The sequence below is a fragment of the Streptomyces sp. A 4/2 genome, assembly GCF_940670765.1.
GTDB lineage: Bacteria > Actinomycetota > Actinomycetes > Streptomycetales > Streptomycetaceae > Streptomyces.
Genome location: NZ_CALNVW010000015.1, coordinates 1 through 21,427 on the forward strand (window position 1 = coordinate 1; position 21,427 = coordinate 21,427).

Consider the following 21,427-nt stretch of genomic DNA (forward strand, 5'->3'; position numbering starts at 1 on the left):
CCGGAGGGGCCGCGTGGGGCGAGCAGGCCGGTGGCGCCGGTGGTGGCGTTGCCGCGCAGGACTCGGTCCCGTACGTCGAGCGGGATGTGCGCCCTGGCCTTGTCGAGCGGTCCCGCGCCCACGCCGTCGGCGTGCGACCAGGCGGTGTCGACCGCGGTGGAGAGCAGCAGCAGGTCCCGCGGCACGATCCGCAGCGTCGGCGAGAGGGCGTGGGCGGTGTAGATCCCGTGGTCCATGCTGAACTGGATGAGTCCCGCGTCGTCGGTGCCGTATCCGGACATCAGCGAGTGGTCGTCGTGCACCGGCCGGAGCGGACGGCCTGTCCTGGCCTCGCGGTACTGGTCCTGGAAGCCGAGGAGATGGCCGGTCTCGTGCGCGATGACGTGTGACTTGTCGGCCGAGCCTGCCCCGCCCTCCGAGACGTACCAGGTGGCGCTGTCGTCGCGCCCCGTGCCGTCCGGGTCCGGATGCAGTGCCACCTTGCGGTGTGCCTGCGCGGCGTTGCCGACGAACTCCAGCTCCACGTGCAGGAGATCACCGTTGGGGAGACGGTGCTTCGGGTCGTTGTAGTACTTGTCGATGCCGCGCTTCGCCATGGCCTTGGCGTTCGCGACGTGCTTCTCGTTGGCACCGGGCTGGAGGTCCAGGTGGATACGGACCGTGATGTCGGAGCGCACACTGCCGTCGCTCAGCTTGGTGCGTTCGACGGCGAACCCGCGCTCCCAGACGGACGCGGCGGCCCCGCCCTTCACCACGGTCCGCATACTGGGCCGCTCGATCTCGGCCGTGCCCAGCGACTTTTCTTCGGGGCGGGGGACCGAGGCGGAGCGGTGCGGGGGGATCTCGACGACGGAGTAGTCGACGCCGGGTGTCGGGGCGTGGACGGGTGCAGTGGTCCCGTGCGGGGTGGGGAGATGCGGGGACGAGTGGGGCCGGTGCGGGCTCGGGGTCATCACGATGTCCCCGTCCGGGTCCACCGGGGCGTCCTCGCCCATCACGATGTCCTCGTCGAAGACCGTGTGCGTCGGCGTGGCCGGGTGGGAGAGAGGGGTCTGCGCCCCCGGAGTGGCGGGGGTCATGGGGTTCTCGGACCACAGCTGGGCGAGCCGCTGCTGCATTGCGGCGCGGTGGTCCGTGACGTAGGGGTCCAGCTGGGCCAGGCGTTCCTGCGCGCTGTTGAGCGCCACCGGGTCCTGGGCCCGGTTCGCCCTGACGACCGCGAACTCGGCCAGGTTGCGCAGGTGTTCCACCTCGTACAGCTCGCTCCGGTGGTCAGCGAGATCGAAGTTGGGCGGTGGCGGCACGATGTCCCTGACCGCCGACCAGTTGCCGATCAGGAAGTCCAGCTCGGCTGCGGTGAAGTGCCGCAGACCTTCGAGGGACATCCTGCTCCAGTGCAGGAAGCCGTGGTAGTCGAGATCGGCCTCGTCCCGGTTCTCGCCGAGGAGGTCGTCGGCGATCTCGTCGAACCGCTCCCGGTCGATCTCGGCGCGGAGCTCCTCGATCTCCGTGCGGTGCCCGGCCAGGTACTCCAGCGCCAGTTCCTCGGGGGTGGCGGGACGCTGCCAGAAGTCGGCGTCCATGTTCAGCCGGGTGATGTCCGAAGGGGAGTACAGCCGAAGGGCGTCGGCGATCCGGGTGAGGGCGAGCGGATGCACGCCCAGCTCGTGTGCGGTGGCGTCGGTGACTGCGTCGGTGTCCACCACCTCGGTGCGCTGCCACTCGTCGATGCGCTGCCGGCTCTGCTGCAGGTCCGGGCCCAGCAGGCTGCGCATGCTGTCGCCCTGGCTGTGCTGGAAGGTCGACAGGTCCCACCAGTCGTCGGCGGAGACCCCGAGTTCCGACATCCGCCGGACGAACTCGCCCAGCTGCGGTCCCGCGTCGAGCCGCGTCGCCAGCGTCTGCAGGGTGTGCAGAGCCTCGCTCGGCGTGGCGGACTGGTGGAGTACGGGCAGGACGCTGCGCAGATATGTGGGGTGCAGGCCCAACGCCCCTGATATGGCGGCCAGATGGACCGGGTTGACCGGGGTGACGTTGCTGTTCAGGTCGACCGGGGCGTGGTTGCCCGGCTGGGGGGCCGGGGTTTGGGTGTGTCCGGCCGGGGCTGTCGGCTGCGGCAGCCTGACGATCTCGGCGCCGAGGACGAGCAGCGAGGTGCTGTCGATGCGGGTCGTGAGCTGCATGCCCGGTTCGGGCGTGGTGACGAGGGTGAGGGTGCCCGGCTGGTGGAGGTCGGGGGTACGCGGTGCGCTGCTGCGGGCGGCCCGCAGTGCGGCGAGTCGCAGTCGGTCCGGGGTCCAGCCGTCCGGGAGCTGGTCGTCCGGGGTCCGGGTGTAGCCGGGCGCGAATTCGTCCTCGGTGAGGGCGGCGAGCGCTGCTTCGGTCGATTCCTTGGTGACGTGCGGGGCGTGGTCCTGGGAGCGGCGGGCGGCCAGGAGTTCCAGTACACCGGGTTCGTCGAAGAGCCCGGCGTGCGTGTTGCGGCGCAGCGCGGCCTCGACGTCCGACGTGAGCAGCGGGTTCGGTGTCCCGCCCTGCTGCTGGTTCGGGGGATTCCAGGCGTGGGTGGACTGGGGCGTCGGTCGGCGGTGTTCGAGGACCTGGCGTACGAGGTCCTGGCGGCCCGCGTCCGGATCCACGTCGAAGCCCAGCAACCGGGCCGCGGCGTCTTCGGAGCTGTGCAGGGACAGCGTTCCGATGTCGGCGCCGTCCTCCGACGGGTTGTTCCTGCTCGTCGGCCGGAGCTCCACGGTGAACCGGGTCTTGGGGAGCCGGCCGTTCTCCTTGCTCTCTTCCCCGGTGTTGTAGGTGTCGTCGATGTGGTCCTGTACGTCGGACAGCTTCTCGCGCAGCTCGGCGAGGGCTCCCGGGTCCATTTCCCTCGAATACCGGACGACCCGGGTGAGGTTCAGCCCGCGGTCGCCGTTGGTGAACACGACGTGCGAGGAACGGAATTCGGCGAGTCCGCCGGAGGCCCTGGTGTAGGTCATCGGGGTCTCGGAGGTGGTCGCCGCGATGTCGTGCGCGTCCCACTCCGGGTGCGGCTGGAAGCGGGTCGGACGGAACCAGCGGTGAGTGCCTTCCTTCACGACGCCCTGCATCCGGACGCCGCCCGCCGAGCCCTCCCACAGGTAGCCGCCGTCGGGCAGCACCTCGAAGAGGCCGTTGGCCAGGGCGTTGTTGTGTGCGTCCCGTACGGCCTCGCGCAGATCACCGGGGGCCCACTCCTCGGGGAACAGCATCCGCGGATTGGTGCCCCAGCCGTCCTGGCCGACCCCGTCGGGCGAGTCGCCGTCGCCGACCTTCAGAGTCTTCGGCCCGGGTCCCGTCGGCGGGTTCCGGAACCACACCTCGGCCCGGCGCACGCCGTTGAAATCGGGGTCCGTCAGCTTCTCGAAGATGATGCCGCGGTCCGTCTGGGCCAGCTCGCGCCGGTCCTCGCTTTGCGCGTACTGCACCCCGGTCAGCGTCGGGACGTCGCCGCGCAGCATGAAGCGCATGGAGGCGTCGCTGAACGCGGGTTCGTCGGTGAGCTCGCGGGGCGGTGGCGGTTCGAGGTGGGTGGGCGGCAGCAGACCGTTCTGGTCGGGGTGGGGGGCGAAGTCGATGATGGTGCCGGTGGTGTCGGCGGTGCCCTTGATGCGTACGCCCTGGTAGACACCGTCGAAGTTCTGGCGTCCGGAGCGTTCGCTGTCGGGGATCAGGGTGTTCTTGCGGACGTGGTCGAGGTAGACCTGGCGGGTGGCGTGGAGGACCTCGTCGGGGCTCCAGTGGTCCGGGAACATCGTCTGGTCCGTGCCGTCGGGGCGCTTGCCCGCCCGGTAGGTGCCGTTCGGGTTCAGCGGTCCGGTGGCTTCGGGGCGGAAGCGCCCGGAGGGGCCGCGCGGGGCGAGCAGACCGTCGGCGCCGGTGCTGACGTTGCCGCGCAGCACCCGTTCCCGTACGTCGAGCGGGATGTGCGCCCTGGCCTTGTCGTGCGGGCCCGCGCCCACGCCCGGAGTGTGCGACCAGGCGGCGTCGACCGCCGTGGAGAGCAGCAGCAGATCCCGCGGCATGATCCGCAGTGACGGCGAGAGGGTGTGGTCGGACGTCATGTGGTCCATGTCGAACTGCACGAGTCCCGCGTCGTCGATGCCGTATCCGGACATCAGCGAGTGGTCGTCGTACACCGGCCGGAACGGATTGTCCTGCTTGGCCTCGCGGTACTGGTCCTGGAAGCCGAGGAGGTGGCCGGTCTCGTGCGCGATGACGTACGACTTGTCGATCGAGCCCGCCCCGCCCTCCGAGACGTACCAGGTGGCGCTGTTGTCGCGGCCCGTGCCGTCCGGGTCCGGGTGCAGCTTCACCTTGCGGTGCGCGTCTGCGGGATCGAAGACGAACTCCAGCTTCACCTGGAGCAGATCACCGTTGGGGAGACGGTGCTTCGGGTCGTTGTAGTACTTGTCGATGCCGCGCTTCGCCATTGCTTTGGCGTTCGCTACGTGGTTCGCGTTGGCACCCGGCTGCACGTCCAGATGGATGCGCACCGTGACGTCGGAGCGCACACTGCCGTCGCTGAGCAGGGTGCGCTCCACGGCGAACCCGCGCTCCCAGACGGACGCGGCGGCCCCGCCCTCGTCCATGGTCCGGTCACTGGGCGACAGGATCTCGGCCGTGCCCAGCGAACTGACGTCGGCGACCGGTTGGGGGGCCGTGGCCGAGTGGTGCGGGGGGATTTCGACGACGGAGTAGTCGGCGGTGAGCGTGGGCGTGGCGGCAGGCTTGTGCAGGGGAACGGGTGCCGGGGCCTCCAGCGGGCCGGTGTGCCGCGTGTGGAGCGGGGCGTTCGGCGAGGCGCTCGGGACACGGAACGATTCGGTCCGCGGTCGTGCGGTCGGCTCCGTCGTCCCGTCGAAGTGCGAGCCGTTCTGCTGAAGGTGTACGGAGAGAGGAGCACCACCCCCGGGCGGGGGCTGGAACCGGTCCGACCCGCCGGGGTTACCGCCGGACGGCAGGGTGTGCACGGTGAGGTCCACCCCGAAGGTATCGGCCAGCAGCGGCAGGAAGCTCTGGGACCAGGGGGAGTCCCCGCTGTGTTCCCACGCGGCGACGGCCGTCTTCACCTCCTTGAACATGAGGTTCACGGCCCGGTACATGGCGCGTCGGTTGCCCTGGGCGAACTGCGGGACGAGGTGGGGCATCCGCATGGCGAGCCCGCGGGCGCCCAGCTCCACCACATGGGCGTGCACGGCCTCCTTCATGCCGAGCACCAGCGTGTGCAGGTCCTGGTGGTGCTCGACGTCGGACGCGGCCGAGGCGATGACGCGCAGCTCGTCCGGGGAGTCGACCAGGGAACGCAGCCTCTGGCCGAGGTGGGGGAGCTTCGGCCCGACCGCCGAGGGGGCGCTGACCAGCAGCGAAGTGAGGTGTGAGTAGCCGTCGTCCGGCACCTTGAGTACCGGGCGGGGCGTGCCCGGCACGGGCTCGACGTCGGACCCGTCGTCCGAGACCGAGTCGTGGTCCGAGACCGATTCGTGCTCGGAGAGGGAGTTGTTGTCGGACTCGTTGTCGGACGGCGTTTCCTGCGGAGGCTTCAGGTTCCCGGTCTGATCGACGTGCCGGTAGTGGCCGTCCTTCAGCAGCAGCTCGACGCCATCGGCACCCTCGTGGCCCGTCGCCTCGCTCCCGTCGGGCATGAACGTATGGCGCCTGCCGTCCACCAGCACCGTCACCGGCACCCCGAACAGCTGGGCGGCCAGCGGCGGGTACAGGTCACCTGCGCTGTCCTTGGCCGCGGACTTCTCGTTGGGCGGCCGTTGAGTCTGCGACGCGGCGAGCGCGGTCCGCTGCTCCGGGGTCAGTACCGCACGGTGGTTCACGGTGGGGGCGCCCGCCGAGTGCGGAATCCACTTGCCCTCCGTGTACTCCTTGCCCTGTGGCGTCGTCGTGTCCAGCAGGTTCTCCAGCCCGGCCAGGCGGACCTCGTCGCGCTCGAACGTGTCGGTGAGGTCCGGGTGGATGTAGTCCGCCAGCGGGTTGTCCCCGCCGTCGCGGAGGGTCTGCCCGAACAGCGCACGCAGGTCGTTCGCCACACCGGTGAGGTCACGGTTCTCCGGGAGGACGATGCCCTGCTGCGCCAGCAGGTCCGGATCGATCCGGACCAGGTGCTCGGCCAGGGAGTGGAAGAAGCCGTTGCCGTCGTGGAAGACCGGGCCGACCGGGTGGACCTTGCCGGAGGAAACGTCCTCCACGCCGAGGAGTTCACCCTCGTCGTCGGTGAACTCCGTGTACGAAGCAGCGGGGGGTTCGGGCTTCTCCACGCCGTGGGCGTGCTCCACGGTGGGGTCGTACGCCAGCGCCTCGGGCGCCTCGGTGCCCGTGCGTTCGTTCTCCGGCAGCCGGTGCCAGTCGTTGAGGGCATCGGCGGCCGACCGCAGGGCGTGGTAGTGCTCGCCCGCGAGCTTCAGCTTCTGCTCCAGCGCCTCCAGCTTCGGCTCGGCCGTCTGCCGTGCCTCGTCCAGTGCGGACTGCGCCGCGTCCAGTGCCTGCTGCGCCGCCTGTCGGGCCTCAGGGGTGGTCGCCACCTCCAGCCGGTGCTTCGCGTCCGTCACCACGAACGCCAGGTCGGTCAGGGGGCGGTACGCGCTCCAGTACGCGTCGTGGTTCGCCTTCCACGTCTTCCACCCCTTGGTCACGTCGTCCCACTGCCCGGACAGCTTCTCGGGGAAGTTCGTGTCGGTGATGAGTCCCAGGTCGCGGGCCACGTCCTCGCGGATCCAGGCGAGCACCTCGGTGTCCGCCGTACCGGCCTGGACACCCGGCGGGTCGAAGCCCTCCCAGTTCAGCCCGCGGATCATCGCCTGGCCGACCGAGCTGTCCTTGAAGTGGCGGTGCACCCCGGCGACGGCCAGCCACTTCGTGGGTACGGAGAAGAGGAAGGCCCGCCCGGTGTCCGGCTTCATATTGATCTTGGCGGCGGTCGCCTCGTTGAACTTGTACTCCTCCGACGCGTTGACGCCCGGCGCGATGACCGGGGTGATCTGGTACGTCGTCTTGTGCGAGTCGGCCCCGATGGCGTCACCGCCCAGCCCGCGGTTCTTGCTGCCGGAGTCGCCCTCACCGACGTCGTGACTCTCGCTCGTGCCGGTGGCGTACTCCATCCGTACGTCGGCCGTCGCCAGCAGCTTGGCCCCCGACAGGTCGAAGGACGGGTGGAGTTGGAGGGATCCGGTGGAGCCGCCGATGAGGGCGTCGTCGACCAGGCCGAGCGGCTGGTAGCCGTTCTCGCCGAGCGCCGAACCGTCGATGAGCGAACCGGTCAGGGACAGCTCGTTGGTGCCGGACGTCAGGGTGTCGCCGCCGCCCTTGCCGGGCGCCAGCAGCTTGACGTTCGCGGCCTTGGCACGGGCCTGGACCAGCTGGTCACCGGTGAGCACCCCCTGGGTCTCCGGACCCTTGCCCGCGTGACCGCCGTTGAGGTGCGGGGTCTGGGCCTTCGCCAGGGTGATGTGGGCCAGCGCCTCGACATTCTCCGAGCCGAGCACCCGCGTGAAGTGCACCCCGTTGCCGGGGACCAGTGCTTCGGGGCGTTTGGCGCCGGCCACGTGGTCGGTGACGAGGCGACCGACATTCCCCGGAGTCACGTTCCTCGACGGCAGCACGTCCACGGAGACGGGCGGCACCGTGTACACATCGCCCGCGCGCTCCCCGCCCGGCCTGAGCAGGGCCAGCGGCTCCTGGCTGTCCGCACTGCCCGCCTCCCAGGTGTGGGTCAGTACGGTGTTGCCCTTGTTGTCCACGATCGTGACCACGACGTCGTACGAGGTGGAGACGGTGGCGACCGGGCCGGGGAGCACCGTGGTCTGCGACACCGTGTCCGACTGCGAGGTGCTCTCGGAGGCGCTCTGACCCTGCGAGTCACCGGCGTTCAGCAGTGGACCGCCCGTCGAACCGTTCGGCCCGGTGATGCGTTCGGTGATGTTCGCGGAGACACCCTTGGAGCGGTTGACGCCCCGGGACGCGCTGTTGCTGGTGGCGACGGAGTGGCCGTTCTCCACATCGCCGAAGCCGAAGTCCTTGACCGTCCGGGTGCCGGGGACCTGCTGCACCGTGACCCGGTAGTTCTTGCCCCCGAAGGGGAGGCTGTCGCTGAAACCGCGCCAGGGAGCGCGGCCCCGGTACTGCTGCGGAATGCCGGCCTCGACCAGGGCCTGCCCGTGCCGTTCGGACAGCAGGGTCCTGATGGACTCCAGGCTGTTGCGGGTGAACCGCAGATTGCGCAGCGTCTGGTTGAACTGCGCCCGCCCCGCATCGGTCCCGTTCGGCGCCGACACCGGGAAGACCCCGAGCGGGCTCTGCTTGAACCATGAGGGGTGCGACCAGGTGCCCGCTCCGGTGGCGAGGCTGGGCACCGTGTCGACACCGGTCCGGAACAGACCCAGCGCGTGCGCCGCCTGCTCGGTGACCAGCCCGCGCCAGGCGTTCGCCTTGTTCACCAGCTGCCCGGTCCATGCGGGCAGCGCCGAGCGGAACGGGGTGAAGACACCGAGCTTGTCGCTGCTCATCTCGAAGCGGTATTCCGCGTCCGTGGTGACCGGGACCCAATAGCCGTTCTCCGGCACCACATTGACGGACCGTCCGGTGGTCCGGCCGGCGCCCTTCGAGGTCATGGTGGAGCGCTGGAACGGGGTGTAGCCCACGCCGTACCGCGTCGTGGTGGGCGGATTCGTCTGCTGCGCCGGGAAGTGCCCCGCGTTCAGGTCGATCGACAGCACCCAGCCCTTGCCGTCTCCCCCCGAGATCGCCAGGTCCAGACTCCGGTTCTGCTCCGGCTTGAGATCGACGGGGCCGCCCACGGCGGTCGGCTCCCCACGCCGTCCGACGAGCCGGATGTCGCCCGTCGCGCCGTACAGGAAACCGGGGGCGCGTACGTCGTTGAGCTGCTTGCCCGTCGGGGAGAACACCTGGTCGGCGTCGGAGGTCAGCGACATCGAGCTGAAGGCGTTCTTCATCCGCTCGTGCTGGCTGGTCCCCGGAGTGGTCAGCGTCCACTCGCCGCGGGTGGCCCGGTTCGCGACCAGCGGGCCCGCCGACTGGATGTGCGTGTCCGTCGGCACGAAGAGGGTCATCACCGGGATGTTCTTGAGCGAGTCACCGCGCTGCCACTCCGACGGCGCCCACAGATCCTCGGTCTCGTCCGGCCGCAGCTCCCGGGAGGTGGTCTCCCGGTCGGTCGCGTACGGGTTGAACGCGCCCTCCGCGTGCGGGTCGACCTTGGGCGCGTGCTGCTCCGACAGGTGGAGCATCACACTGAAGTCCCCGAGTGTGGCGCCGTGGCCGCCCACGGTGGCCGGCCCGTGGAGCGTGCGGTTGGCCCGGCCGAGCGTCACGGCCCGGTACGGCGAGTGCCACTGGTCCACGCCCACCAGCGTGGCCTTCAACGTGCCGGTCGCCCGGTAGGAGTGCACCCCCGCCGGAGTGGCCGTCACGTCCTCGCGGCCGGCCGTCCCCATGCTGCCGGTGCTCCGGGTGTGCTGGCGGTTCGCGCCGCCCTTGACCCCCAGCACGCCGATGTGCTCCGGCGTACCGTTCGGGAGCGTCGCCCCGGAGCGCAACTCCAGGGTGGCGGCCACCTGGGCCCCGTAGCTGTGCGTGGTGCTGTGTGAATTACCCACGCGTTCACCGGCGTTGATGGCCTGACGGGTCATCTCGTTACGGTCGGTGCCGCGGTAGACCGGCGGGGCGAGATCGACCTTCAGGTTCAGGTCGAAGAAGCGCTGCTTGGTGAGCGAGCGGCCGAACAGCTTGACCGACAGCCCGTCGTGGGCCAGTTCGTTGAGCGTGGCCGCGAGGTTCCGCTCGTCGAACTTGGCCATGATGATCCGGGTGTTCTGCTCGGCCCGACTCCGCTCACCGCTGATGTACTGGGTGAACTTGTTCCACTGCCCGCGCAGGTTGGCCCGGTCCGTACCCGGGCGGGGGGCGACCAGCACCGAGTCGCCGTGCGTCCGGCCGATCCAGTCCAGCACCTGGTCGACGAGTACGTGCGGGGACGCCGGATCGTCGGAGTGGCGGTTGCCGATGACGAGGTCGGTGGCCCTGGTGTGTGTCAGGTCGTAGTCGCCGTTGCGCCAGCTCGCGGGCAGCGGCGGCTCGCTGCCCTCGGGGCGGGTACGGATGTCGGGGTCCCAGCCCGCCCGCTCGCGCGCCTCGCGTACCGGCAGCCGTACGAGGCTCCAGGTGTCGAGGGTCGTCTCATGGCCGTCGATGGTGACGGGGACCTTCATCTCCTGGAGGTAGAGGGCCGTCGGGCTGCCCTTCACCCGTCCGGTGATCTTGCGTCCCACGTTCCCGCCCTGGAGCGAGACCTCGCTGGAGTCGTGGCTGTATTGCAGGGTGAGCCCGAGCTGCATGAAGAGGTTCGGCGCATGATCGGTCGGGATGGCGAACCGCGAGCCGCCGAAGAAGGTCACCACGTAACGCCGGTTGTCCTGGACCAGGACCTCGTTCTTCACGGTGATCTGATCCGTGATGCGCAGCTCGGCGTCGTCCACGACCTCGATCAGATGGTGCTGGCCGGACACCGCCTTGCCCACCTCGAAGCGGCCCGCGGACGTGCCGTTGCTCTTGCGCACGTCGAGCGGCGGCAGCGGACCGCGGGCCAGCTCGTCGGCCATGCCGTGGAAGTGCTCCGTGGAGAAGTAGTCGCTGAGCTGCTGGTGTTCGCGCGTGCCCGGCTTGGCGTCGATCCTCTGGACGGCCCAATCGAAGAGCGACTTGACCGGCCCGAAGCCCTCGGTGCTCGGTGAGCCGAGGTGCGCATCGGGCTGCGGGGTGAAGTGCTTCGGGACGCGCAGCTCCGTCGCCTTCGGCACGGCGGAACCCTTGGAGACCCGGGTCGTCATCCCGTTCTTGACGCCGGTGCCGAAGGATCCCACGCCCTCCCTGTGGAACTCGACCCGGTAGTAGACGTCCTGCCGGAAGAACTCACTGCCACCCGTCGTACGCGTCTCCCGCTGGTACGAACGCTGGTCATGGGTGCCCACGACATGCTTCTGGTTGTGGGCGGCGTTCGCGCCGACCTCCACCACCACACGGGTCGTCGACGGCAGTGCCCCCGTGTTGAGCTTGACCTGAAGGTTGGTGCCCCGGGAGGTGCCGGTGTTCGTGCCGGTCTGCTGCTGGAACTGCTGGGACGTGTCCAGCTTGTGCGGGTCGCGGGCCTCGGAGTCCGGATGGTGGGTCCACACGTCGGCGTACGGAACGGCCGTGACGGTCACCACGGTCCGCTTCGCCTTGGTGAGGCTCGCCTTGAGGGAGTTGGGGACGCTGTGCTTGGCCACGAAGCGGCGGCCCTCGCCGAGGAACGAGCTCGGGTTCCGGGCCAGCGCGTCATCGATCTGCTTGGCCAGGGCGGCGTCGGCGCGCTCGCGGCCGAGCCTGGTGTTGAGCATCGTGTGGAGCTTGCTGCCGATGCTCGCGCCCTGGCGCGGCTGAAGCAGCTTGGTGCTGCTGTGGCCTGCGGCGGAGCCGGTGGGGAGCGGAGTCGTCGGGGGACGGGGAGTTTCGGGGTTCCTGACGTACTGGATGACGTCGTGCTGCCAGAGGGGAGGACGGGGGGAGCCCTCGGCGGTGTCTCTGGGGTTGTTCTCGGGGGGCGTCAGGGTGTCGTCGTACTCGGGGTCGCCGCCCGGGTTCTCTTCGTTGGTCTGCTGGTTGGTCTGCTCGGTGATCTGGTCGTTGGCCTGGCTGTTGTTCTGTTGGTTGTTGTTCTGCTGGTCGGTGTTCTGGTTGGGCTGCTGGTTGTTCTGCTGATCGGTGTGCTGGCCGGACTGCTGCTGTTGCTGTTGCTGTTGTGCGGAGTTCTGGTCGGACTGGTCGTTCCGCAGCTGATCCGTGTCGAGTCCCGAGTTGTCCCGGTGCTCGGTGGAGACGACGTTGTCGTGGGGCAACTGCTTCGGCGGGGGCGGCGTCTCCGGAACCGTCGCGTTGGCATCAACCGTCTCCGTGACGTTGTTCGCCGTCGGCTTCGGGGCCGTGACCGACTCGTTGTTCGGCGTGAGCGACGCGTCGAAGTCGGTGGAAGTGGAAGTGGTTTCTGTCGTAGTCGGGCGACGCAGGGGCTTCAGCTCGATGTTGTTGCTGCTGCCCTCGCCATTGTTCGGCAGAAGGGGGGACTGGTTCGGACGGCGGGGCGAGGAAGCCGCATGGGGGGTGTTGGGCGACGACGCGTGGGTGGACGACAGGTTCGGCGAGGTGGTCGGTGCCGTGTTGGCCGGGGGCACGGAGGTGTTCGGTGCGCCCTGCGGGACGGGAGCGACCGGTGCCACCGGGTTCTCGGAGTGGTTCTGAGAGTTCGAAGAGTCCGAAGTGTTCGTGTGCTGAACGTCGTTCGTGTGGTTGACCGTAGGGACCGTCGAGTCCGAGGAGGTCGTCGCCACCGGCTTCACCGGCGTCACCTGGTCGTGGGACGTGTGGACGGTGCTGGTGTCGCTGTACAGCGAATCCGTGTCGCTGTCGCTCATGTTGAAGTAATCGGGATCATCTTCCACATCGAGATGATCGAGGTGTTCGTCGAGGTCCCCGGCTACGTTCTTGTCCAGGCCCGTGGGCAGGTCCAGGTCGAAGTTCTTGTCCAGGCCCTTGTCGAACCCGCCGCCGAGCCCCGAGGTGTCGAAGTGGTGGGACATGGCATGCACGACGGGGTGGACGAGATAGACGTGGCCGCCGTGACTCAGTCCGCCGGTCAGCATGCCCGCGACGAAGGTGTCCCACGACGTGGAGAAGCCGTCCTGGTAGATCAGGTTGTAGAAACCCTCACCGAGGTTCTGGCCTATGGACTCCACGAGCAGCCCACTGCCGACCATGCCCAGCCGGAAGCGCTTGTTGCCCTGGAAACCCATGTGCATCAGGGTCTGGGGCATGTCATGGGCGAGCACCTTCAGGGCGTTCTTGTCGAGCGTGCTGCCCAGTTCCCTGGTGAGTTCCTTGCTGAGTGCTTCCGCCGCGCCCTTGGTCGGGCCCGACCAGTGCTCGGTGACGGTCTTGGCCCAGGTCTTGCCGATCTGACGGGACTCCTCCTTCGTGAACCCGTTGATGGGGGACTTGGCGAACTCCTTGCCCATGTTCTTGATGAAGTTCTCGGTCGTGGCCTTGGCGCCCTCCTTCCCACCGAGCTTGGTGAAGCCCTTGGTGAGGCTGAGGTCGTGATTGCTCAGCAGCTTGGCCACGTTCTTGGCCAGGTCATTGGCTCCGCCCTTGCCCCCGACCTTCTCCAGGGTCTTGAAGAGCGTCTTCAGCTCCGTGGTGAGGAGCTTCGACAGACCCTTGCCGAGCTTGTTGCCCAGCCACTTGCCGATCCCCGGGGCGAGCAGGCTGAGCGGCCCGGTGACCAGGCCCTGGATCGCGCCGAACTTGATCGCGTCCAGCAGCAGCTTGTTGTCGAACTTGTCCCGGTTGCCCTGGCCGATCTGGACCATCTGGATGATGCGGTCCATCGCGATGCCCATGCCGACCCCGAGGGCGACGTGCTGGGCGATCCTCTTGAGCAGCTCCTTGATCAGCATCTTGAGGAACACCCGGGTGAAGAGCGTGCGCCAGCTCAGCCCCTCCAGCAGTGCCTCACCGAAGCCGGGCACCCACGAGAACGCCATGGCGTACATGAACTCGGCCAGCAGCTCGATGAGCTGGGCGAGCATCATCCATTTCGTGTACTCGGCCTGGGTCGCGGTGTCCCGGGCGGTCTTCGCCATTTGCTGGGACTGCTCCGCCGCCGCATCGAGGAACGAGTCCTTGCCGCCCGCGATGACCTGGCCCAGATTGAGGAACGCGGTGGCCGCGTCGCCCTCGAAGTTCTGCCGGATGCTCTGGAGCAGCTGTACGAGCTGGTCGTCGAGCTGCTTGTAGTCGTTGCCCACGGAGTCGTAGAGATCCGCTGCGTTGCGGAGCTCGTCCTCGTTGGCCTGTGGCCACTTCATGCCCGTGAGGGCATGCATGATCCACTCGATCGCGGGGGAGGGCGTCAGCATCCGTGGGTTCTCATCACTTGGAGTCGTTCGACCAACTGGTCGCGAGTGACTTGGCTTCGTCCTCGACCCGGTCGAACAGGGCCATCACGTCGGATCCCGAGTACCCGACCTGTTCGACCAGGGTCTTGAGCAGGGTCAGCAGGTCGTGCAGGTGCTTCATACCGGGGTCGATGGTCTCGTGGTACTGCTTGGCGATCTCGTCGTCCTGGCCGCCGCCATCGATATTGATCTTGTCGATCTGGGCCAGGTAGTCGCCGATCTGCTTGATCAGCTCCCCGATCTGCGGGTACTGGGCGAACTGCTGCTTGAGCTGGTCGATGGTGGTGATCTTCTCAGCCATCCGAGGTACCGCCCTTCCCCTTGCCCGTGCCGTTCCGCCCGGTGCCCGGTGTGCCGCCGGACGCCTTGCCTGTGCCCTTCCGTCCGGCGCCCGGTGTGCCGCCCGGCCCCTCGGGGCCCGGCCACATCTCCCGCAACGGGCCCATCAGGTCGTCGAATTCGCTGCCGCCCGTCATCGACTTGCGCATGGCGGCGCCCGCTCCCTGGAACGGCATCATGGTCTCGCGGACCTTCTGCCCGGCCTGCTCCCTGGCCTGCCCGATGACCTCGACCAGCGCCGCGCCCAGTTCGGCGGGCGCCATGTCGCGGTACGCGTTCGTATGGAACTTGATCTCCCGCACGTCGCCCTGGGCGCCCGCGACGACCGTCAGCATCCGGTCCTTCGACTGCACGGTGACCGTGTACTTGGCCAGCTCCCGCTGGGTCGCGAGGAGGGAATCGCGGTGTTCCGCGAGCTTTCCCATCATCTCGTCGAGCTGTTCCTGGAATCCGTTACCCATCAGCCGATCACTCCCGGTGCTGCTGCCTGGGAGGTGCCCCAGGTCTCTTCGTCCTCTGCCAGCCAGGTGCGGCGCTCACGGTCCCGCTCGCCGCCGCCCCCGCCGCCGCCTCCGCCACCCATGGGAGGCATCATCGGCTGGCCGTTGGACGACGTGCGGTTCATCGCGGAGGACTGCCTGACCGCGGACTCCTCCGCGGCCAGATTGGGCTCGTTGGCCGAGGTGCGGGTCCGGACGCGCTCCGAGACCGAGGTCTTGGGGTCGCCGATGCTCCGGCCGTTGGGGAGCCGCTCGTTGCCCCGGGGCGGCAGCTCCTCCAGGTTCAGTTTGTTCCTGCCGCCGCCTCCGGTCTTGTTCCCGTACCCGTTGCCGCTGCTCTCGGTACGGGCGTCACCGCGAATCCCGGAGAGGGCCTTCTGGTAGGCCTTCTCCTGCTCGACCTCCTGGGCCTCCTGCGCCTTCCGCTGCTTCAACTGCTGCTGCTGGTTGAGCTGCTGCTGCTTGAGCTGCTTCTCCTGCAGTTCCTGCTGGTCCTTCAGCTGCTGCTGCTGGTTGGCCTTCTGCTGCTTGATCTGCTTCTCAGCCAGCTCCTGCTGTTCCTTCAGCTGCTGCTGGCTGGTCTTGCTGTTGCTGCTGCTGTTCCCGATCGACGGGCCGGGGCCGATGTGGGAGTTCGCCGGAGCCATGAGGGGCTTCTTGTCGGCGCCCAGCACCGGCTTGCCGTCCGGCCCGATGATCTGGTTTGTTTTGGGGTCTATGTGCGACCCGGGCGGGATGTCGGGGGTGTTGCCCTTCGAGTCCTTGATCGGCTGGTTGTTCTTGTCGAGCAGCGTGTTGCCGCCGCCACCACCCTCGTTGGTCTGCGGGGGACCGGTCGTCTTCGACTGCGGCGGCGGGGGCGGGACGTTGGATTCGGTCTTCGGCGGCCCGGTGATGCCCGACCCCGGCGGCTTGTCACCGGTGTTGGTGTCGTCGCCGGGGGGCTTCTTGTCGCCGGTGTCGTCGCCGGGGGGCTTCTTGTCGCCGGTGCCGTCGCCGGGGGGTTTTTTGTCGCCGGTGCCGTCGCCGGGGGGTTTTTTGTCGCCGGGTGGCTTCGGTGCGTTGGGATCGCGGTACGGCGGCTTGGTGAGGGCGCTCGGCGGGATCACGTCGATTGCGGCCTGATAGGCGGTTTGCACGTAGCCCAACTGCGGCTTGGCGACAGTGTCCAGCACGTCCGCCACCTGCTTCAACCAGGCGTCCTTCGACTTCTGCTCCAGCGTGGACCAGAATTCCGGCGTGGTCGGATTTCCGAGTCCTGGTACGTCGAGAGTGACGGAACCCCTGTCCGAGCTGAACGTGAGAGTCGCGCCGGCCATGGCGTTGAAGAACGTGTCGTGGACATGGGTGCCGGGCCAGCCGCCCGGGGCGTTGCGGAAGGTGTCGGCCGCGGTGACCAGTGCGAACATCGCATCGTGGAGCTTGACACGCGCACTGTCGATGAGAGTCGGGATGTCCCCGCGGTTCACCACCTCCTGATGGAGGTACGCCACCTGCTGCTGCACGGCCACGAGGACCCGCTTGAAGGCCCCGGCCGCCGTGCCCTGCATCTCGGAGTCCGGCACGTTGATGTCTTTCACCCACGCCTTGATGTCGTTCTCCACGAAATCCATGTGGTTGAGAACGTTGCGCAGCATCATCGCACCGTCGTCGAAACTGCCCACACTGGTCGTGGAGTTGCCGATCAGGGTGTTCAACGGCGGCCCGATGATGGCCCAGGGTTCGTGGATGAACTTGGACAGAGGGGTGTCCGAGCCGTTGTCTCCGACTTCGGGCGTCAGGCTGAACCCGATCTGGTACGTGTAGCTCTTTCCGCCACTTGCTGTCCAGCCCTGCGACCAGCCGTAGTCATAGCCTGAGGGGGTGCCGACGTCGCCATCGGCAGCCGAGACGGCCCGGTGATCGCTCTTGAACCACGGATCCTTGGTCACATCCGCGCGGTTGGTCACCTTGGCCAGATCGCCGTCTTTGGGGGCGACGAACGCGAGTCCGTCCTCCCACTTCCGGTCGGGGAACGAGTCCTCCGGATTCGTGGGGGTGGCCATGGCGGGTTCCTTACGGGTGTGATGCAGACGGTTGCGCAGTGCGGAGGTTGAGCGGTGGAGGCGCCGGGCGGTCCGGCACCGCCCGATGCCGATGTCGGACGGTGCCGGTGCCGCGTACCGGAGTTACGGGCTGGGAGGAGCGGTGGGAGTGCCGCCGAACTCCTTGAGGGCGTTCGCCAGCTCCAGGTTCATCTGATCCGCCGTCAGGGCGGCGTCGTCCTCGCTGTTCTGGAGAATGGTGTCGACGGTCGCCATGTCGATCGACATGGTGGTGAAACCGTCCCCGAGAACGTCCAGCTGCGTCTTGAGACTTGAACAGAGCTGAGTGAACACCTTGTGCAGAGTCGCGTCGGGGCCCAGGGTGCCCGAGCCCGCGAGGAGTCCCTTGTGGACGCCCGACTCGGTTGCGTATTCGCCCAGCGTCGCGTAGTCGGGGCCCGACTGGAGCCAGCCCTGGAGTCCGAGGACCCTGGTGCGGGCCTCACCCTTGAGCCAGCCCTCGGTCACCTTGAAGGTGCCGGTGTCCCCGTCGTCGTTCTCGTCCTTGGCCATGGTCAGAACATCCCTGAGCCGCGCTTGTCACCCGCGACCTGGCCGTCGACCATTTCCTTCAGGGCCTGCTGACCTGTGCCGAACTGGGCGTTCATCGTCTCGATGGCGGTGTTGGCCTGGTTCTGGAAGTCCGTGTACACGGTCGCGGTCTGACCGGAGAAGGACGCCTTCAGGGGGCCGAGCTGGCTGAGCAGTTCGGTGAGCGCGTTCACCATGTCCGTGTTGGCCTTGACCATGTCGTCGATGGCCGCGTTGGCGCGCTGGACTTCGAGTGTGACGTCCGCCATGTCCGGTCGTCCTTTCAGGAGGTGTGGGAGGGGGTGAAGAGGCAGAGCTGGCAGGCGGGTCGGCCGAGGATCAGCCGGACAGGGCCTGGTAGTAGCCGCTGCCGCCGCCGTCCCACGCGCTCGCGTACTGGGAGGCGTCCATCTCGCTGGAGTTGTGGATGGTGTCGGCCGCCATCAGCGAGGAGTGCAGGGCGTCGACCTTGCCCTTGATGTCGTTGTACGACTGCATCCACTGCTGGAGCTTGCTGCTGAAGATGCTGGACGAGTCGGCGACGTACGACATCCGCACGTCGTCGTGGATCGCCGACACGGTCGCGCCCGCGCGGGCCATGGTGGCCACGTGGTTCTCCAGGGCCGTGCGGGCCTTGTCGATGTCTGTTTGCTGCCGATTGAACAGTCCAGGCGCGCTGTCAACCATGGTGGTTGCCTCATTCCGGTCAGGATTCGGACATGTGTCGCCACGATACTCATCAGAAGTGCTCAACTGACCCTGCTGGATCAGAATTTGATCTTCGCTTGAGCTTTGGCGTCAATTATTGATGCATCGTTCATTCGATTGTTTCGGAGCGCCCGCAACGCTTTTGCTCCCGGCGCCCTCCGTGGCGGATAGGTCGGCCCGCACGATGCCGCCCTGCGCCAGTGCCTGCGGGTCGAGATTCGGCCCGGTCGGCAGCAGATCGAGCAGCGGTGCGGGCAGCCGTACGGCATCGCTCGCCGAGTAGCCGAGCTGCTTGAGAGCGTCGTCGTCGGGCACCGGGTAGGCGGCGCCCGCGTCGGTGACCAGGTAGCGGGTGGAGCCCGTCCCGGCCGTGGAGTGGGCCGTCACCAGGGCGCCCGAGCCCGGTCGGACCCAGACCCGGTCGGCGGCCAGGCACCCGGCCCGTACCCCCGGTTCGGCGTCCGGCGCCCCGCCCGGCACCTGCGTGGCGGCGACCAGCGCCACCGTCGTGGTGTGCCCGGAGCCGCTGGAGGCGACCCGCGCGCACACGTCCTGACCTGCGGTGGCCGACACCGGATGCGGTGCCTTGGCGGGCAGGTCCGCGGCGAGCGCCGCGGCGGCCGACGCCGGGACCTGATGGGCGGCCAGGTCGGCCGCCCCCACCGTGCGTTCGTTCACCGCGCCGCCGCCGTACGCCTGCGCCTGGGTGCGCGGGTCGCCGAGCAGCAGCCGGTGCAGGGTGTCGGTCAGCGGTACGAGCCCGTCCTTGCGTAGCAGGTAGCGCTGGCCGCCGTCGGCGGTGAAGAGCTGGCCGATCCGGCTCGCCGCCCCCGACAGCTGGGGACCGGCCCCGCCCCGGCCCGGCACGTCGGGAGCCGCCAGGTCGGGCCCGGCCACCAGCGAGGTGAGGAAGGCATCGCCGACCGGGTACGGGGCGGTGGTCCCTGCCCAGCCGAGCGCCGCAGCCCCACCGTGTTTGGTGTCGACCGCGAACCGCCGTCCCTGCCAGAGCAGTTGGACGCCTCCGCTGGGTGACGACACCAGTACGCCGTCCTTCGCACCCAGCCCTTCGCCGCCCGGTTCGGCGCCGATCACCACCGAGGTGACCGTGCTGGTACCGCCGGTTCCGGTGTCCTTGCGGCCCGCGCACACCGACCAGGTGCCCCGGTCGAGCGCGCCCTTCGGCAGCCCGTCCGGTGCGCCCACGATGCCGAGCGGTGTGCCGCGCGGGGTGTCCCCGAGGGAGGCCGAGGCGACCTGCTGGACGGACAGCTTGTCCCCGGCCAGCAGCCGCGCCGACGCCTCGTTCAGCACGGGGTGCAGGGTGCCGCCGATGTAGACGTACCGGGCCCCGGACTCCTTGACCACCACGAGCGCACCGTCGGTGCGCCAGGAGGTGGCCCCGCCGGGCGAGATCAGCCCGTACAAGGTCGTGACCAGCGCGGCGAGGCAGGCGATCAGCAGGCCCCAGATGATGCCGCGCCAGGTACGGGCGGTCGGGGTGTCGGGTGCGTCCGGCTCGGCGCGCTGCATGCCGGAGGAGAGCCGGCCCATGACGAACATATGGGCCTGGACCTGGTCACGCCTGGACTGCATGCACGTTCCTCACTGGGCTCACTACGGGATTCACGGATCTCAACGCCGGTGGGGTGTCAGCCCCAGATGCCGCGCAGCGTGCCGAACACCCCGGCCAGCAGCAGCGCGAGCGGCAGCAGCACCAGTGCCGTCAGGCTGTGCAGCATGTCGGCCGCGCGCCCCCAGTACGGCACCAGCCTGCGGCCGGGCACGGTCCAGGCGGCGATCACCGTGACCGCGGCTGCGGCCGTCAGCATGCCGGTGACCTCCAGCCGTCCCGGCATGCCGGTTCCGACCGCGTCCGTGCAGGCCGCGAGTGTCAGGGCGTACGCCCCGGGCACCGCCATGACCAGGCGCTGCCAGGCACCGCCGACGGTCCGGGTGTGCAGGAGCAGCAGCAGTCCGAGCGCCATGGCGAGCACCGGCGCGGGCCAGCCGTCGGAGTCGGGCCCGGTGAGCAGGGCCGTGATGCAGCCGGCCAGGACCAGTCCGAGCGCGGCGGTGCAGCCGGTGGCGTACGCGTCGGCCAGCCGGGCGCGCACCCGGACCCGCTCGGCCTCGAAGGGCTCGATGCCCTCCTGGAGTTCCTCGGCGCTGGACGGCAGCGGTGGCAGTCGCAGCCCCGCCAGCCGGAAGGCCAGCCCCGGTACGAAACTCCCGGCGGCGACCGCGCCCACCGCGAGATATCCGGCCGTGTGCGACAGCGGCACACCGCCCGCGCAGACGATGCCGCCGACCGATGCGAACAGGGCGACGGTGAAGACCCCGAGGAACAGCGGGGCGAACGCGCCGACCGCGGCCAGCGCGAGGACCGCGGCGCCGGCCGCTGCCGCGCCGCCCGCCAGCAGCCGGGGCCCGAACACGGACTCGCCGTGCCCGGCGGTGGGCAACAACGCCCCGGCCAGGGCCAGATGCGGCACGGCCATCAGCCCGAGGGCGGCGCCCGCCCCCGCGTCCCCGACGGCGCGTGACGCGGCCGTGGCCCCGGCGAGCAGCAGTACGGCGAGCACGGCGGCGGCAGCGATCCGCCAGTGGGCAGGACCGGGCAGCGCGACGGTGAACAGGGCCGCGGTCAGCCCGGCCACGGCGAACCCGATCAGCAGCCGTCTGGTCAGCTCGGGGCGCCAGGTGTCGGGCCGGGCCCGCAGCGTATCGCCGATGCCGTCGACCAGATCGTCGAAGTCGACCTCGGGCAGCGTCTCATGACGCGCGCGCAGGTACAGCGTCTCGCCGTCGCGCAACTCCAGCGACTGCGGGGTCCCCTCCTCGTCGAGGGGTGCGGCGCCGAGCCGCTGGAGGGTCCAGCCGCCATGGGCGGCGCCCTGCTCGTGCAGCTCCCCGCCGGCGTACTCGACGAGAACGGGGATGAGATCGGCCAGCGGTACGTCGACCGGGATGCCCAACTCATAGGAATTTTCAGGCGCTCTTACAGCTATTCGGCACAATCCGACGGTGGTGTCGCTCACGGCGTTTCGATTCTCTCCCGTCCGGGGGTGCGGGTCGACCCGGGAACGGGGCGAACACTATCGTGAGTTCGAACCGATCTTCGGATCAACCACTTGGCCGACAATGCCGGGTGGTTGATGGAATTGCCGCGCGGCACAACGGGCAACCGTTTCGTATCCGTCTGTTAACCCACGGGCAA

The 21,427-nt window shown here is 69.0% G+C and carries 9 protein-coding genes; all 9 read right to left on the bottom strand.

Annotation, left to right across the window (positions count from 1 at the left end; translation table 11 throughout):
- Nucleotides 1-14,006, bottom strand: a 14,006-nt coding sequence (locus NBY69_RS09505; protein WP_250299833.1) for an EndoU domain-containing protein, incomplete at its 3' end; no start/stop codon positions are given.
- 13 nt (nucleotides 14,007-14,019) lie between these two features.
- Complete coding sequence (locus NBY69_RS09510; RefSeq protein WP_250299835.1) at nucleotides 14,020-14,346, bottom strand: hypothetical protein; 327 nt, start codon at nucleotides 14,344-14,346, stop codon at nucleotides 14,020-14,022.
- Nucleotides 14,339-14,845, bottom strand: coding sequence for a YbaB/EbfC family nucleoid-associated protein (locus NBY69_RS09515; protein ID WP_250299836.1), 507 nt, complete (start codon nucleotides 14,843-14,845; stop codon nucleotides 14,339-14,341). The genes NBY69_RS09510 and NBY69_RS09515 overlap by 8 nt, the downstream gene beginning before the upstream one ends.
- Nucleotides 14,845-16,929 carry a hypothetical protein gene (locus NBY69_RS09520; RefSeq protein WP_250299838.1) on the bottom strand — a complete coding sequence of 695 codons (2,085 nt, stop codon included), beginning with the start codon at nucleotides 16,927-16,929 and terminating at the stop codon, nucleotides 14,845-14,847. Before NBY69_RS09520 ends, NBY69_RS09515 begins: the two co-directional genes overlap by 1 nt.
- Before the next feature lie 123 nt (nucleotides 16,930-17,052).
- On the bottom strand, nucleotides 17,053-17,481 hold the full coding sequence (locus NBY69_RS09525; RefSeq protein WP_250299840.1) for a hypothetical protein: 429 nt from the start codon (nucleotides 17,479-17,481) through the stop codon (nucleotides 17,053-17,055).
- A gap of 2 nt (nucleotides 17,482-17,483) precedes the next feature.
- Nucleotides 17,484-17,768: a WXG100 family type VII secretion target gene (locus NBY69_RS09530; RefSeq protein WP_250299842.1), complete on the bottom strand. Its 285-nt coding sequence runs from the start codon at nucleotides 17,766-17,768 to the stop codon at nucleotides 17,484-17,486.
- Nucleotides 17,769-17,838: 70 nt separating this feature from the next.
- Nucleotides 17,839-18,186, bottom strand: a complete 348-nt coding sequence (locus NBY69_RS09535; RefSeq protein WP_250299844.1) for a hypothetical protein — start codon at nucleotides 18,184-18,186, stop codon at nucleotides 17,839-17,841.
- Between the two features lie 111 nt (nucleotides 18,187-18,297).
- Complete coding sequence (gene eccB / locus NBY69_RS09540; RefSeq protein WP_250299846.1) at nucleotides 18,298-19,803, bottom strand: type VII secretion protein EccB; 1,506 nt, start codon at nucleotides 19,801-19,803, stop codon at nucleotides 18,298-18,300.
- Between the two features lie 56 nt (nucleotides 19,804-19,859).
- Nucleotides 19,860-21,248, bottom strand: a complete 1,389-nt coding sequence (eccD, locus tag NBY69_RS09545; protein WP_250299849.1) for a type VII secretion integral membrane protein EccD — start codon at nucleotides 21,246-21,248, stop codon at nucleotides 19,860-19,862.
- Between the last annotated feature and the right edge of the window lie 179 nt (nucleotides 21,249-21,427).

What these genes read in the sequence shown, in the direction of transcription:
- NBY69_RS09510 (WP_250299835.1), bottom strand. Translation starts at nt 14,346, where the DNA reads ATGGCTGAGAAGATCACCACCATCGACCAGCTCAAGCAGCAGTTCGCC.
- NBY69_RS09515 (WP_250299836.1), bottom strand. Translation starts at nt 14,845, where the DNA reads ATGGGTAACGGATTCCAGGAACAGCTCGACGAGATGATGGGAAAGCTC.
- NBY69_RS09520 (WP_250299838.1), bottom strand. Translation starts at nt 16,929, where the DNA reads ATGGCCACCCCCACGAATCCGGAGGACTCGTTCCCCGACCGGAAGTGG.
- NBY69_RS09525 (WP_250299840.1), bottom strand. Translation starts at nt 17,481, where the DNA reads ATGGCCAAGGACGAGAACGACGACGGGGACACCGGCACCTTCAAGGTG.
- NBY69_RS09530 (WP_250299842.1), bottom strand. Translation starts at nt 17,768, where the DNA reads ATGGCGGACGTCACACTCGAAGTCCAGCGCGCCAACGCGGCCATCGAC.
- NBY69_RS09535 (WP_250299844.1), bottom strand. Translation starts at nt 18,186, where the DNA reads ATGGTTGACAGCGCGCCTGGACTGTTCAATCGGCAGCAAACAGACATC.
- eccB (WP_250299846.1), bottom strand. Translation starts at nt 19,803, where the DNA reads ATGCAGTCCAGGCGTGACCAGGTCCAGGCCCATATGTTCGTCATGGGC.